This window comes from Planctomonas sp. JC2975, assembly GCF_012985205.1.
Classification (GTDB): Bacteria; Actinomycetota; Actinomycetes; order Actinomycetales; family Microbacteriaceae; genus Humibacter.
In genome coordinates this window covers 1,118,173-1,132,177 of record NZ_JABEKS010000001.1, presented here as the reverse complement: position 1 = coordinate 1,132,177, position 14,005 = coordinate 1,118,173, and the positions used below count along the sequence as shown (strand labels likewise).

Below are 14,005 nucleotides of genomic sequence, written 5' to 3'. Positions count from 1 at the left end.
CGAGACGGGCATGCCGGAGACTTGACGGCATGCCCGCCTCGAATCGTCGTGCCTCCGCGAACTGGCTGCGTGGCATCCGCTTCTCCTGGTTCAGCCTTGTCATGCTCGGGCTGGTCGTGCTCGGCGTGCTGGTCATCGCGCCGACGCTGCACCTGTACATCGATCAACAGCACGAGATCGCGCAGCTGCAGAAGAGCAACACCGACACCGCGGCAACCATCGCCAGTCTGAACAAGCAGGCGGCCAACTGGAGCGATCCGGACTACATCAAGGCGCAGGCGAGAGGCCGGCTGCTGTTCGTGATGCCGGGGGAGACCAGCTATCTTGTGATCGACGATCGCCCGCCGGCACCGAAGAAGGACGCGTCCGACGTGAGCACCGACATCCAGTCCACCAAGACCGACTGGCTGGGCGCCATCACGGGATCGTTCTTCACGGCGGGTCTTACCGATCAGACCGCATCCCAGCTCTCCCATTGACCATTTGACAGCAGTTCTCCCATGACAACACCCCCGTTCGAACCCGTGTCGGACCGCGACATCGCCATCGTCTCCGCTCAACTCGGACGCCCGGCGCGAGGCGTCGTCGGCATCGCCGCCCGGTGCGCCTGCGGTGCGCCGACGGTGGTGGCAACTGCGCCGCGGCTCCCGGACGGCACCCCATTCCCGACGCTCTACTACCTGAGCCATCCGGCAGCGACGGCTGCGATGTCCCGGCTCGAGGCGGCAGGAGTCATGGCCGAGTTCACGGAACTGCTGGCGGATGACGAGGAGTTGCGCGCCGCCTACGACAAGGCGCATCAGTCCTATCTGAGCGATCGCGACAGCATCGAGGCTGTCGAGCAGATCGCCGGATTCTCCGCGGGCGGCATGCCGGCTCGCGTGAAATGCCTGCACGCCCTGGCTGCTCATTCGCTGGCTGCCGGCCCCGGGATCAACCCGATCGGAGACCTGGCGCTGGAACGCGGCGACTGGTCGCCGAATGCCTGTGAATGTCCTGACTACGGCTTGCGGTAGATTGGACCCATACTTTTCGTTTCAAGGAGACGCTGCACTGTGCCCAAAATCCTGATCGTCGGCGGTGGATACGCTGGTTTCTACACGGCTTGGAAGCTCGAGAAGTGGCTGCGCAAGGGGGAGGCGGAGGTCACACTCGTCGACCCGCTTCCCTACATGACGTACCAGCCGTTCCTTCCCGAAGTCTCGGCGGGTGAGATCGAGGCGCGTCACGCCGTCGTCTCCCACCGTCGTCACCTGAAGAAGACGAAGATCATCGGCGCGAAGGTCACGTACGTGAACCACGCCGAGAAGAAGGCGACGATCACGCCGCCCGTCGGCGAGCCCTGGGAGTTCGAGTACGACCAGATCGTCATCACCGCCGGTGCTGTCAGCCGCACGTTCCCGATCCCGGGCGTCGCCGACCAGGCGATCGGCCTGAAGAACATCGAGGAGGCCGTCGCGATCCGCGATCGCATCCTCGACAACTACGCGAAGGCTGCCCAGCTGCCCGCCGGCCCCGAGCGCGACCGCCTGCTCACCGTGGTCGTCGTCGGTGGTGGGTTCGCCGGCATCGAGGTGTTCGCCGAGTTGCGCGGCTTCGCCAGCGCGTTGCTGCGTCAGTACCCCGAGATCGACTTCGAGGACACGCACTTCCACCTCATCGAGGCGATGGGCCGCATCATGCCCGAGGTCTCGCTCGAGACGAGCCACTGGGTGATCAAGAACCTCGCGCAGCGCGGGGCGGAGATCCACCTCGAGACGCAGCTGCAGAGCGCCGTCGATGGCGTCGTACAGCTGAGCACAGGTGAGAGCTTCGCCACCGACCTCATCATCTGGACCGCCGGAGTCATGGCGACGCCCCAGATCGTGCGCCACACCGATCTCCCGATCGAAGAGCGCGGCCGCGTCAAGGTGCGGGCCGACCTTCGCGTCACGACCGACGGCGACGACATCGTCGCCGACGCGTGGTCGTGCGGTGACGTCGCAGCTGTGCCCGACCTGTCGGGCTTCGGCGTCGGCGGCAACACGGTGCCGAACGCGCAGCACGCCGTCCGCCAGGCCAAGCTGCTCGCGAAGAACATCGTCGCGACGCTGCGCGGCGAGGGTGTGAAGAACTACTTCCACAAGCCGCTCGGCGCTGTCGCCGGTCTCGGTCTCGGCGTGGGCGTGTACCAGTGGCGCAAGATCGCCATCAAGGGCTGGCCCGCCTGGTTCATGCACCGCGGCTACCACGGCCTCGCCATGCCGAGCTGGGAGCGCAAGTGGCGTGTGGTCGGCGACTGGGTGCTGGACTTCCTGCTCGGCCGCGACAACGTGTCGATGTCCAAGATCCAGCAGCCGCGCGAGGCGTTCGAGGAGTTCGCCGCTCGCCCGAAGCCGCCGGTCGAGGCCGCAGCGCCGAAGGCCGAGGAGAAGGAGCCTGTGAAGGCGTCCGCCTGACATTTTCGATGCGGAACGGCCGTTCGGGACACTTCCCGTGCGGCCGTTTCGCATCTGGCCGGATCGCGCGTTCGGATAGCCTTCGTGTGACCGCGTGAGCGCAGTTCTCCCGCGGCGCCGGCGTCGCGGCGAAGGCCGACAGGGTCTTCGATCCGAGCCGAGCGTCAGCCCCCGTAGCCCAATCGGCAGAGGCAGGCGACTTAAAATCGCCGCAGTCTGGGTTCGAGTCCCAGCGGGGGCACCGACGATCGAGGCTTGATCGGGAACGAGCTCGCTCGTTCTCGGCTGAGCCAATCGACTCCTTTGAGCGGTGCGTGGCATCCCGATCACCACGAATATCTCCCTCTCGCGACCGAGGCGGCTGCCCAGGGTAGCTGGGATACTTGCTCCATGTTCGCCTGGATCGCCGGCGTGCGCGACCGGCTCGGAACGAGCATCCATTCCGCGAATCCCTACGTGCTGGACTCGGCGATCGCGTTCGCGGTCGCGGTGCCGACGTCGGTGCCGTTCGTCGCAGCTTCCCCGGGCACGGTCACGGCCCTGGGTGCTGCGCTCAACCTTGGCACCGTGGTGCCGCTGATCTGGCGCCGCCGGCTGCCCTTCACGGTCGCGATCACGGTCGGACTGTTCGCGCTCGGAGTGTCGGTCTACCACGCGCCCGGACAGCAGTTGCAGTACGGACTGCTCGTCGTCATGTACACGATCGCGGATCGCGGACGACCCTGGCAACGGCGTAGCTACGTGACGGTCGTGCTGGCCACGATGCTCGTGCAGGCATGGCTGCTGACGCGGTATCTGCCTGCCGAGCTGATGTTCACCCTGCTGTTGCCCCTCACCGCGTACCTTCTCGGTTCTCTCGCGCGCGCGAGCCGGGCACGGACGCTGGCACTGCAGGATCGTGCCCTCCAGCTGGAGCGCGAGCGGGCAGCCGACGCGGCGCGGATCGTTGCGGAGGAGCGTGCTCGAATCGCGAGGGACATGCACGACGTGCTGGCGCACGGGGTGAGCATGATGGTCGTTCAGGCGGAGGCGGGTCCAGTGGTGGTGTACACCGATCCGCAACGCGCCGCCCAGACGTTCGACGCCATCGCCACCACTGGACGGGAGGCGATGGCGCAATTGCGCCGCGTGCTCGGTGCACTCGGCAGCCAGAAGACAGCGGGGCGACCGAGTCCGCAGCCCACGCTCGACCTGCTTCCCTCGCTGGCGGCAGAGCTGGCGCAGGTGGGCCTGAACGTGAGACTGCACACGACCGGGACGCCTCGCCGGCTCGCTGCCGACGTGGAGCTCGCCGCCTACCGAATCGTCCAGGAGGCGCTGACGAACACGGTCCGGCACGCGCATGCGTCGACGGCGGATGTCAGCTTGACCTGGACGAGTGGCGGTCTGGCGCTCACCGTGGTCGACGACGGATGCGCGGACGGCGTCGCGAGCGACGGCGGTCGCGGCATCATCGGCATCCGGGAACGTGCAGCCGCCTGCGGTGGCAGCGCGGAGGCGGGACCGAACGCGGACGGCGGCTTCCTGGTGACGGCCTGGCTTCCAGACGACGGCGAGACGACGTCACTCCCCGGCACGTCGCGCGTGCGGGAACATGGCTGAACCGGCGGCCGGCCGGACGCTCCGGGTCGTGCTCGCCGACGACCAGGAGCTCGTGCGCAGCGGATTCGCCATGATTCTGGGCGCGCAGCAGGACATCGAAGTGGTCGCAGAGGTGGGGGACGGGCTTGCTGCGGTCGCCGCGGTGCAGGAGCTCGCGCCGGACGTGGCGCTGCTCGACATCCGGATGCCGCGCATGGACGGCTTGGAGGCTGCACGCATCATCTGCGCACGCACCGCGTGCCGGGTGGTCATGCTGACCACGTTCGACCAGGACGACTACGTCTACGAGTCGTTGGAAGCGGGCGCGAGCGGATTCCTGCTGAAGGACCTGCGTCGCGATGACCTCGTGCATGCCGTGCGCGTCGTCGCGAACGGGGACGCCCTGCTGGCACCGACCGTGACCAGACGGCTGATCGCCGACGTCGTGCGCAACCGGCCGCGGGCGGGTTCCGACCCCGACGAACGCCTCCGCTCGCTCACCGAACGGGAGAGCGAGACCCTCAACCTGATGGCCCGCGGCCTGTCCAATGCGGAGATCGCTCGGGCGATGGTCGTCAGCGAGCACACGGTGAAGACCCACGTCAGCAACGTCTTCGTCAAGCTCGGGCTTCGCGACCGGGTGCACGCGGTCATCCTCGCGTACGAGTGCGGCCTGGTCTCCTGACCTCCGGCAGGTGTTTGGCCCCCATCGAACCGTTGCCCATCCCTCTGGCGAATGAGTTCGCACGCGGTCTCGTGCGGGGGAAGGATGCCGGATCTCGGTCTGCGCGGCGATTCGCCACCGCGGTCGGTCACGGAAGCATCGAAGAGTCGATGCTTCCTTTTCGTCAGGGGTGACCATGAACGCGACAGTGTCCGAAACCGAATCCGACAGTCCCCGCTCCGCTGATCGAGCGACACTGCTTCCCGTGGTCGCCTGGGCGATCGTGCTCTCCGGACTCACGGTCGGAGCTGCGGCGTGGCTCACGTCGACCGGAGGCGACTACCGCGACTTCTCACCCGCGATCCTCGTGGTCGCGTATTCACCCGCGATCGCGGCGATCGTCGTCTGCTGCTTCGAGGCGAGACCGTACGGGGTGCGGGCGTTTCTGGGCGCCTTCCTGCAGTGGCGGACCCGGCCATTGTGGTACGTCGTCGCTCTCATCGGCCCGCTCGTCTTCGCGCTGATCACGGCCGGAGCGCTCTTCGCCTCGGGCACCATCACGCCTTCCACCCCGCTGGTGCTCCCCGCGGTCTCGGCGATTCCGGTGCTGCTCGGCCCCCTGATCGCGGGCTCGCTCGGCGAAGAGCCTGGCTGGCGGGGCTTCGCTCAGAAGCGGCTGCAGACCAGGTGGGGCGCGCTGCTCACTGCTGTCGTGGTGGGCGTTCTGTGGTCGGTATGGCACCTCTGGCCGATGCTCACTCCCGTCGGCCGCGCCGAGCTCGGCCCTGTGGATGTCGCGCAGACGTTCCTGCGACTGATCGCGACGGCCGTCGTCTACGCCTGGTTGTACAACGCCTCTGGACGATGCCTCCCCGTGGTCCTCGTCGCCCACGCCGGCCACAACCTCGCTGTCGACCTCATGCCCTCCAGCGTGATCGGCTCTGGTGCCGGAGCCATGACCATGGCGGCGCTCTACGCCGCGGCGGCGGTCGCGGTGGTCGTCGCCACTCGCGGCCGGCTCGGATCGAGCTCGAAGGCGGGTGTGCGGTGAACTCGGCGATGCGCGAACAGGACGGGACCGGCGCAGTGCCATGGGCATCCGTCGCCCGATCCTTCTCGGGTTTCTGCTTCGTCGGGGCTCCAGTACTTTTCGCCGGTTACGGGCTGCTGCGCATCGTCGACGGTATGGCGGATGGGCACGGGCCGGGGTTCTGGTGGACCGCTTCCCACAGCTTGTTCCTGGCATCGTTGCTGCTGTTCGGTGTTGTTCTGGTGGGCCTCTGCCGGCGGGTGAGTGGACGCTGGATGCGGCGGACGGCGGTGGTCGTCACCATCGCGGCCGGGGCGGGGCTCGTCGCAACGATCAGGACAACGGTCATCGACCTGATCGTCGGATTCACGGCGACGAGCCGCGCGGATATGTCGAAACTCTTCGATGCGTTCGGGTCGGCCCTCATCCCTGTACCCGAGATCGTCTCCGACCTGGCGCCCGCCATGTGCTTCGCCGGCATCACGACGTTGCTGCTGTTTCTCGCCCTGCCGAGGTCGGGAGTCGCGCCGTGGTGGGCGCCGCTGTTGTCCCTGGGAACCGCGCTCGGTCAGACCTCACCCTGGCTGGCTCCGGTCGGGGCCCTGACCTTGCTCGCCGCACTGCTGCCTGTCAGAGAAAGGGTGCAACCGCCATGGCCCGCTTCTGACGGATCGGAACGCCGGCGGCGACTCGCGGCGCGTTCGAGGGGATGATGCTCGACTGCGGCCGACCCTGCGTCTAGCCTGGCTCAAATGGGGGAAGCGGAGCAGCACGCTCCGACGGTGCTCGTCGTCGTCGGCACGCGTCCTGAGGCGATCAAGATGATCCCGGTCATCCGGGCGTTCCAGGCAGCAGAGCGGATCACGCCGGTCGTGATCTCGACGGGGCAGCATGCCGAGCTGGTGCGGCAGGTGCTGGCGGTGGCGGACATCCGCGCCGACGTCGAACTGGTGTCGAACCCGAAGGGACGAAGCCTGAACGGGCTGTTCGCCGAGGTGCTCGCCGGGCTGCAGCGATTCGTCGCCGAGCGGTTCGGCGAACCGATCGTCGATGCCGAATGGCGTGCGTACGAGGGATACCCTGTCGCCTGCTTCGTGCACGGCGACACGACGAGTGCGGCCGCGGGGGCTCTGGCCGCCTTCCACCTGCACATCCCGGTGGCGCACGTCGAGGCCGGTCTACGCACCTCCGACATCCTGTCGCCGTATCCGGAGGAACTGAACCGTCAGCTGATCTCCCGGATCGCGTCGTTCCACCTCGCGCCGACCTACCGCAACGAGGAGAACCTCGTTCGCGAGGGCGTGCGACACGGCAAGGTCTTCGTGACCGGGAACACGGCGATCGACGCTCTGATGTGGGCCGCCGGCCTGCACGTGCCCTACGACGCGCCAGAGCTCGCCGATCTCGAAGACGATGAGGAGACCCGGGTCGTCGTCGTCACCGCTCATCGCCGCGAGAACTGGGGAGCCGGCATCCTGCAGGTCGGAACGGCCGTGCGGCAGCTTGCGCAGCGCTATCCGTTCGTGCGCTTCGTGGTGTCGCTGCACCCGAATCCGGCGGTGGCCGACGTGCTGCGAGGGTTGCTCGCCTTCGAGACCAACGTCTCCCTCGTTCAGCCGATGGGATATGCGGCGTTCGCTCGAGTCCTGCGACGGGCCACGATCGCGATCACCGACTCCGGGGGCATCCAAGAGGAGGCGCCGACCCTCGGCACGCCGGTGATCGTCGTTCGGGAGACCACCGAGCGACAAGAAGGAGTGGACGCCGGCACCCTCGAGCTCGTCGGCACCGACCTCGACTCGATCGTGGCGGCGGCATCCCGTCTGCTCGATGACGAGGGTGAGCGGGCGCGCAGGGCCGCGATCGTGAACCCGTACGGCGATGGGCGTGCCGCAGAACGGATCGTGGCGGCCTGCGAGTACGTGGCGTTCGATGCCGAGCAGCCGCAGGCGTTCGGCAACGGGTTCAACCGTCTCGACATACTCCGCGGCGCCGGCTACTACAACGACCCCGCACGTCGTGTCCCCGTTCCGTCGGCGGCCATGCTGGTGGGCGAGCTCAGCGCGGAAGACGTCTGAACGGCGAAGATGCGCGTGCGCGCATGCTGACGGAGCGAAGGCGATGATCGAGCATCAGCACCAGTGGTGGAACCTGTTCAGCGGCGTGCCCGTCGGCTTCCAGGTGCTGTTCTGGGTCGTCTTCGTCATCACGCTCAGCTCCTTCATCTCGATCGTGGCCCTGGTATCGGCCGCCGGTCGGCAGAGGCGGCGCCGCAAGCGGTCCCAGGGGATTCCGGAGTCCGAGTTCCTCTGGGTGTTCGTGGTGCCGGCGCTCAACGAAGAAGTGACCATCGCCGACAGCGTCGCCCGTCTCGGCGCCGCCGAGGCGACGAATGCGGTGATCCTGGTGGTCGACGATGGCTCGGACGACGCGACCCCGAGCATCCTGGCCGCACTCGACGAGCCGCGACTGCGCGTGTTGCGCCGTGAACTCCCGAACGCCCGCAAGGGAAAGGCCCAGGGGCTCAACGACGCCTACCGGTACGTGCGAGAGCGCCTTCTCGCCGAGCCGGCTTTCTCGCCGTTCACCTCCGACCGGGTGATCATGGTCATCGTCGACGCGGACGGCCGGCTCGCGCCACACGCGCCACGCGCCGTCGCCTGGCATTTCGCGGACCCGACGATGGGCGGCGTGCAGTGCTTGGTGCGCATCTACAACCGGCAGGGTTACCTCACGTGGGCCCAGGATGTGGAATTCGGATCCTTCGGCTTCGTGTATCAGGCGGGACGATCGGCCTGGGGCACAGCGAACATGGGCGGAAATGCCCAGTTCAACCGACTGTCGGCTCTCGAGTCGATCGAGATCGACGGCGGACCGTGGCGCGAACGGCTGACCGAGGATCAAGACCTGGGCGTCAGGCTGCTGCAGGCAGGCTGGCGCGGCGGCCAGGAGAACGGATGCCAGGTCGACCAGCAGGGACTCAACTCGCTCCGCAAGCTGTACCGGCAGCGCACTCGCTGGGGTCAGGGCGCCTGGCAGGCAGTTCCCCTCGTCGGCGGCGTCGGGCGCATGCGTCCCGGTGTCCGCGCCAGGATCGATGCCGGCTACTACCTGATTACGCCGGTGCTGCAGTTGATCACGGGCATCGACTTCGTGGCCACGATCGTGCTCACAGCCGTCTGGCAGATCCCGCTCGTGCCCGCAACGATCACCGTCGCTCTGGTCTTCATCACCCTCGGGTTCGGACCAGGACTGCTGACGCTCCTGTTCCGTGGGCGCGGCTTCGTGCACGTGCTCGTGTCGATCCTGCAGGTGATTCCGTACACCGCATACACCTGGCTCGTGTTCCCGACGCTGGCCAGGGCGCTCTTCAGGCAGTTGTCCGGTCGCACCGGATGGGCGAAGACCGCACGGGAGCCGCTCGGGCCTTCTTCCTGAGCGATCGCTGCTTCCGCGAAGCGCCGCGGCGCCGTTGGCCCGGTCGCGTGGCCGGCGCCTCAATCCGCGGTCGCGGCATCGGTCACCAAGCCGTAGAAGACCGGAGGAGATGCGGCCACGGCACGTATCGTGCATACTTGGTCAACTGACCCAGTTCCGCCCGATGGAGAGCAGGAGCGACACCGTGCATCAACACAGCACCTCACGTGAACGGATCCGCGCATGACGCGCATGTCCGTCGCCGAGCGACGAGCGGCGCTCATCGCAGCAGCGCTCGGCGTCATCGCCAGGGAGGGCGTCGCCGCAGCGACGACTCGGGCGATCACCGGCGAGGCCGGCATGCCGCAGGCATCCTTCCACTACGCGTTCGAGTCCCGCGACGAACTGATGCGCGAGGTCGTGAGGCACGTCGTCGAGCAGGAGGAGCGATCGGTCCTGCCCGCCATGGCGCCGGCATCCGTTCCCGCCGACATGCGAGAGGCGTTGAAGAGCGGCCTCGAACACTACTTCGCGGGCGTGACGGCCGACCCGGACCACGAGCGCGCCATGTTCGAGCTCGCGCAGTACTCGCAGCGAACGCCTGGCGCCGAACAACTCGCCCTGGTGCAGTACGAGAGGTACTACGCGCTGGCCGAGTCGTCGCTCCTTGCGGCGGCCGAGCTCGTCGACGAGCAGTGGAGCCGCCCGGTCGACGAGGTCGCGCGCATGCTCGTCGGCCTCACCGACGGGCTCACGTTCACGTGGCTGGCAACCCGTGACGATGACGCTGCGCACCGTTTCATCGACTTCGCCGCGGATGCCCTCGCCTCCCTGAGCCGGCCACGTCGCGCCGCCGCATCCCGCGCGGCCGTGACGGTCGATGCCGCTTCGCAGCAGGGATCACGATCGTGACCGCGGATGGCACGCTGGCCGGCGGACCCCGGCTGACCGTCGACGTCTTCGCCGAGCCGGTTCGCAGGGTCGGCGGTCGCTGGATCGCCGCCTTCGCCTTCGCCTGGTTCGGCGTCTGGATGGCGCAACTCACGCCCATCCAACTGCTGTTGCCCGCGCAGATCCAGGAGCAGCTGAAGACGGATGCCTGGGTGCAGAACGTCATCGCGTTCGGCATCATCTCTGGCATCTCGGCGGTGTGCGCGATCGTCGCCTTCCCGGTGACCGGCGCGCTCTCCGACCGCACGACGAGTCGTTTCGGACGCCGGCGCCCTTGGATCGCCGCTGGTGCTCTGCTCTTCGCGGTGTCCCTGCTCCTGCTCGGCCTGCAGACCACGATGGTAGGCATCGGGGTGTTCTGGTGCCTCGCGCTCACCGGATTCTGCGTGCTCACCGCGGCGCTCACGGCGACGATCAGCGATCAGGTCCCCGTCGACCAGCGCGGATACGTCTCCGGCTGGCTGTCGGCACCGCAGGCGATCGGCATCATCGCCGGAATCCTCCTCGTCACGATGCTCGCGCTCGGCACGTTCCTCGGTTACGCCGCGATGGCCGTGCTGCTCATCGTGTTCGTGACGCCGTTCCTGTTCATCCCTGATGCAGTGCTGCTGCCTTCGCAGCGTGCCCCCTGGTCCCTGCGCGGCATGATCGACTCGCTCTGGATCAGCCCCAAGAAGTACCCGGACTTCGGCTGGACGCTGCTCAGCCGCATCCTGGTCAACTTCGGCAACGCGTTCGGCACGACCCTCCTGCTCTACTTCATCGAGTTCGGACTTCACGAGACTCCAGGGCAGGCACAGGACGACCTGCTCGTGCTGACCCTCATCTACATGGTGTTCGTGATCGCGGCGGCACTCGTGCTCGGCAAGCTCTCCGACGTGCTCGGCAGGCGCAAGGCATTCGTGTTCCTCTCCTCGACGCTGCAGGCGATCGCCGCGATCATCCTGGCGTTCGTCCCGCTGTTGAGCGTCGCCATGGTCGCCGCCGGGCTCCTCGGGCTGGGGTACGGATGCTTCCTCGCCGTCGACCAGGCGCTTGCGACCCAGGTACTTCCCGACCCGGAGACCCGCGGCAAGGACCTCGGGATCATGAACATCGCCACCGCTGTGCCGCAGGCCCTGGCGCCTCTGCTGGGCGCCCTGCTGGTGTTCATCTCCGGTTTCGCCGGCCTGTTCGTCACGGCCGCGGTGTTCGCCTTCGCGGGCGCGGTGGCCGTCTCCCGAGTGAAAGCGGTGCGCTGATGGCGGCTGAATCCATGACGTCGCCCGGCTCAGCGACCATCGACCTGATGACGGCACCTGAGGCGTCTCGACGGCGCTGGGGGAATCCCGCGCTGTTCTGGCCGGGACTCGGCGCTGCGACGGCTCACCTCGACGCACCCGTCGCCGTCCTGGAGCTCGACGCGCTGCGGGCCAACGCCCACGACATGCTCGCTCGTGCAGCGGGAACCCCCATCCGCGTCGCATCGAAGTCGGTGCGCGTGCGGGCGGTGATCGATGCGGCCCTTGCGCTGCCGGGCTTCCACGGGGTGCTCGCGTACACATTGGACGAGGCGCTCTGGCTCGCAAGCGGCGACGCAGACCACGCGCCGATCGACGACATCGTGCTCGGCTACCCGACGGCGGATCGCTCCGCATTGCGGCGGCTCGGTGCCTCCGGCGAGTTCGCCTCACGGGTGACCCTGATGGTCGACTCCGTCGAGCATCTCGACTTCATCGACGCTGTCGTCCCGCCGGAGAAGCGCGAGAGCATCCGGGTGGCGATCGAGCTGGACACCGCGTGGATGGGGCCGGTCGGCCGCATCGGCGTATACCGCTCGCCGGTGCATTCGCCGAGCCAGGCATCCGCTCTGGCAGCGCACATCGTCGTCCGCCCTGGCTTCACGCTCGTCGGCATGATGGCGTACGAGGCGCAGATCGCCGGACAGGGGGATGCCCCGCGCGGCCGCCCCGCGTATGCCGCGACCGTTCGCTGGATGCAGCGCAACTCGAAGGCCGAGCTCCTCGAGCGGCGCGCCGCTGCTGTCGCAGCGGTGCGCCGCATCGCCGACCTGGAGTTCGTGAACGGCGGTGGAACGGGCTCTCTCGAGTTCACGTCCGCGGATCCCTCTGTCACCGAGATCGGCGCCGGCAGCGGGCTGCTCGGCGGCCACCTCTTCGACAACTACCGCTCCTTCTCGCCGGCGCCAGCGGCATCCTTCGCGCTCGAGGTCGTGCGCAACGCGGAGAAGGGGAGCGCGACGATCCTCGGCGGCGGATGGGTGGCGTCCGGCCCGCCTGCAGTCGACCGGCTGCCTGCGGTCGCCTGGCCGACCGGCCTGAAGATGGCGCCGCGCGAGATGGCGGGCGAGGTGCAGACCCCGGTGAGCGGTCCGAACGCGTCCGGGTTGCGGGTCGGCGACCGCGTGTGGTTCCGGCACACGAAGTCCGGCGAGCTCAGCGAGCACGTGAACGAGTTCGTGCTCGTCGCCGGCGGCGAGGTCATCGGATCCGTGCCCACCTACCGCGGAGAAGGGAAAGCGTTCCTGTGACGGCGACGGGCGCCGTGTGGCGCAATTGGGGACGGAGTCAGCGCATCCGTCCCGCGCACGTCGAGCGGCCGCAGGATGTCGCTGCCGTGCAGCGCGCGGTCGTCGCGTCTGCGGAGCGCGGCCTGCACGTCAAGCCCGTCGGAGCCGGGCACAGTTTCTCCGGCATCGCCGTCGCGCCGGGCGTGCAGCTGGATCTCTATCGGATCAGCGGAGTGATCGCGGTGGACGAGGCATCCGCTCGGGTCACGCTCGGCGCAGGCACCAACCTCTACCGGCTTCCGGAGCTGCTGGCGCCGTACGGGCTGGCCCTGGAGAACATGGGCGACATCGACCGGCAGACCGTCGCAGGCGCGACGTCGACGGGCACTCATGGCACCGGGGGCCGATTCGGTGGACTCGCCACCCAGATCGTCGCGGTCACGCTCGTCACGGGGGACGGATCCCTGCTGCACGTCTCGGAGACGGAGAACGCCGAGCTCCTCCCGGCAGTGCGCCTCGGGCTCGGTGCCCTCGGCGTGCTCGTGGACGTCACGCTGCAGTGCGTGCCAGCGTTCCTGCTGCATGCCGTCGAGCGTTCGGAGGCGCTGGCCGATGTGCTCGACGGATACCTCGACCGCTCTCATGCAGAGGACCACTTCGAGTTCTACTGGTTCCCGCACACCGACGTCGCCGTCACGAAGACCAACACCCGCCTGCCGGTCGACGCCGAACGCCGCCCCCGCGGCGGCTTCTCTGCGTGGGTCTCCGACGAGATCATCGCCAACGGCCTGTACCGCGGCATCTGCGCCGTGGGGTCGGTGGTTCCCGGGATCATCCCTCCCGTCAACCGCATGGCCGGCGGGCTGATGGGCAACGGCGAGTTCACCGACCATTCACCACGCGTGTTCGTGAGCGACCGCGCCGTGCGCTTCCGGGAAATGGAGTACGCACTGCCCCGAGAGGCAGTGCCAGGAGCCCTGCGCGAGGTGGATGCGCTCATCCGCTCGCGAGGATGGCGCATCTCGTTCCCGGTCGAGGTGCGTTCAGCTGCAGCCGACGAGAACTGGATGTCGACGGCGCACGGCCGTGACACCGGCTACATCGCCGTGCACCGCTACTTCCGCGAGGATCCGACGGAGTACTTCGCCGCCGTCGAGGCGATCATGCGCGCCCACGACGGTCGTCCGCACTGGGGCAAAATGCACACCAGGACGGCGGATGACCTGCGCCCCTCCTACCCGAGGTTCGATGAGTTCGTCGCCGTCCGCGACCGGCTAGACCCGCAGGGAGTGTTCGAGAACGGATACCTCCGCACCGTCCTCGGACCCGTGAAAGTCGCAGCAACGGAGGTCTGACGGTGTTCAACCTCGCCGTCGCCTCTGCGGCAACCTCACCCTTGCTTCGAGTGTCGTGAG

13 protein-coding genes and 1 tRNA gene are annotated in these 14,005 nt (G+C 68.1%); all 14 read left to right on the top strand.

Translation table 11 applies throughout. The features are described 5' to 3' along the window. The first annotated feature begins 29 nt into the window (after positions 1 to 29). The 14 genes from HII28_RS05250 (at position 30) to HII28_RS05190 (ending at position 13,945) form a co-directional block, all read left to right on the top strand. Complete coding sequence (locus HII28_RS05250; RefSeq protein WP_170024440.1) at positions 30 to 479, top strand: septum formation initiator family protein; 450 nt, start codon at positions 30 to 32, stop codon at positions 477 to 479. 21 nt (positions 480 to 500) lie between these two features. Beyond that, the gene (locus HII28_RS05245; RefSeq protein WP_170024439.1) at positions 501 to 1,016 is read left to right on the top strand and encodes a DUF501 domain-containing protein; all 516 of its coding nucleotides are present in this window, start codon (positions 501 to 503) and stop codon (positions 1,014 to 1,016) included. Between the two features lie 39 nt (positions 1,017 to 1,055). After that, positions 1,056 to 2,438, top strand: a complete 1,383-nt coding sequence (locus HII28_RS05240; protein ID WP_170024438.1) for an FAD-dependent oxidoreductase — start codon at positions 1,056 to 1,058, stop codon at positions 2,436 to 2,438. A gap of 167 nt (positions 2,439 to 2,605) precedes the next feature. Next, positions 2,606 to 2,679: transfer RNA gene (locus HII28_RS05235), tRNA-Leu, on the top strand. Positions 2,680 to 2,828: 149 nt separating this feature from the next. Continuing rightward, on the top strand, positions 2,829 to 4,040 hold the full coding sequence (locus HII28_RS05230) for a sensor histidine kinase (protein ID WP_170024437.1): 1,212 nt from the start codon (positions 2,829 to 2,831) through the stop codon (positions 4,038 to 4,040). Then, the gene (locus HII28_RS05225; protein ID WP_170024436.1) at positions 4,033 to 4,704 is read left to right on the top strand and encodes a response regulator transcription factor; all 672 of its coding nucleotides are present in this window, start codon (positions 4,033 to 4,035) and stop codon (positions 4,702 to 4,704) included. Before HII28_RS05230 ends, HII28_RS05225 begins: the two co-directional genes overlap by 8 nt. A gap of 175 nt (positions 4,705 to 4,879) precedes the next feature. Then, positions 4,880 to 5,734, top strand: a complete 855-nt coding sequence (locus HII28_RS05220; protein ID WP_170024435.1) for a CPBP family intramembrane glutamic endopeptidase — start codon at positions 4,880 to 4,882, stop codon at positions 5,732 to 5,734. Continuing rightward, complete coding sequence (locus HII28_RS05215; protein WP_170024434.1) at positions 5,731 to 6,426, top strand: hypothetical protein; 696 nt, start codon at positions 5,731 to 5,733, stop codon at positions 6,424 to 6,426. The genes HII28_RS05220 and HII28_RS05215 overlap by 4 nt, the downstream gene beginning before the upstream one ends. Positions 6,427 to 6,465: 39 nt before the next feature. Continuing rightward, positions 6,466 to 7,791 (top strand): UDP-N-acetylglucosamine 2-epimerase (non-hydrolyzing), encoded by a 1,326-nt coding sequence (wecB, locus tag HII28_RS05210; RefSeq protein WP_170024433.1) that lies wholly within the window; start codon positions 6,466 to 6,468, stop codon positions 7,789 to 7,791. A 43-nt stretch (positions 7,792 to 7,834) separates the two neighbouring features. Beyond that, positions 7,835 to 9,151: a glycosyltransferase gene (locus tag HII28_RS05205; RefSeq protein WP_170024432.1), complete on the top strand. Its 1,317-nt coding sequence runs from the start codon at positions 7,835 to 7,837 to the stop codon at positions 9,149 to 9,151. Positions 9,152 to 9,373: 222 nt separating this feature from the next. Further along, the gene (locus HII28_RS05200; RefSeq protein WP_170024431.1) at positions 9,374 to 10,042 is read left to right on the top strand and encodes a TetR family transcriptional regulator; all 669 of its coding nucleotides are present in this window, start codon (positions 9,374 to 9,376) and stop codon (positions 10,040 to 10,042) included. After that, on the top strand, positions 10,039 to 11,322 hold the full coding sequence (locus HII28_RS05195) for an MFS transporter (RefSeq protein ID WP_346769194.1): 1,284 nt from the start codon (positions 10,039 to 10,041) through the stop codon (positions 11,320 to 11,322). Before HII28_RS05200 ends, HII28_RS05195 begins: the two co-directional genes overlap by 4 nt. Next, positions 11,322 to 12,611: an alanine racemase gene (locus tag HII28_RS19850; protein ID WP_240977242.1), complete on the top strand. Its 1,290-nt coding sequence runs from the start codon at positions 11,322 to 11,324 to the stop codon at positions 12,609 to 12,611. Before HII28_RS05195 ends, HII28_RS19850 begins: the two co-directional genes overlap by 1 nt. Further along, the gene (locus HII28_RS05190) at positions 12,608 to 13,945 is read left to right on the top strand and encodes a D-arabinono-1,4-lactone oxidase (RefSeq protein WP_346769193.1); all 1,338 of its coding nucleotides are present in this window, start codon (positions 12,608 to 12,610) and stop codon (positions 13,943 to 13,945) included. Before HII28_RS19850 ends, HII28_RS05190 begins: the two co-directional genes overlap by 4 nt. Positions 13,946 to 14,005: the final 60 nt, after the last annotated feature.

Excerpts from the sequence above, each read along its gene's own strand:
- HII28_RS05220 (WP_170024435.1), top strand. The coding sequence starts at position 4,880 with ATGAACGCGACAGTGTCCGAAACCGAATCCGACAGTCCCCGCTCCGCT.
- HII28_RS19850 (WP_240977242.1), top strand. The coding sequence starts at position 11,322 with ATGGCGGCTGAATCCATGACGTCGCCCGGCTCAGCGACCATCGACCTG.
- HII28_RS05205 (WP_170024432.1), top strand. The coding sequence starts at position 7,835 with ATGATCGAGCATCAGCACCAGTGGTGGAACCTGTTCAGCGGCGTGCCC.
- HII28_RS05250 (WP_170024440.1), top strand. The coding sequence starts at position 30 with ATGCCCGCCTCGAATCGTCGTGCCTCCGCGAACTGGCTGCGTGGCATC.
- wecB (WP_170024433.1), top strand. The coding sequence starts at position 6,466 with ATGGGGGAAGCGGAGCAGCACGCTCCGACGGTGCTCGTCGTCGTCGGC.
- HII28_RS05230 (WP_170024437.1), top strand. The coding sequence starts at position 2,829 with ATGTTCGCCTGGATCGCCGGCGTGCGCGACCGGCTCGGAACGAGCATC.
- HII28_RS05200 (WP_170024431.1), top strand. The coding sequence starts at position 9,374 with ATGACGCGCATGTCCGTCGCCGAGCGACGAGCGGCGCTCATCGCAGCA.
- HII28_RS05245 (WP_170024439.1), top strand. The coding sequence starts at position 501 with ATGACAACACCCCCGTTCGAACCCGTGTCGGACCGCGACATCGCCATC.
- HII28_RS05225 (WP_170024436.1), top strand. The coding sequence starts at position 4,033 with ATGGCTGAACCGGCGGCCGGCCGGACGCTCCGGGTCGTGCTCGCCGAC.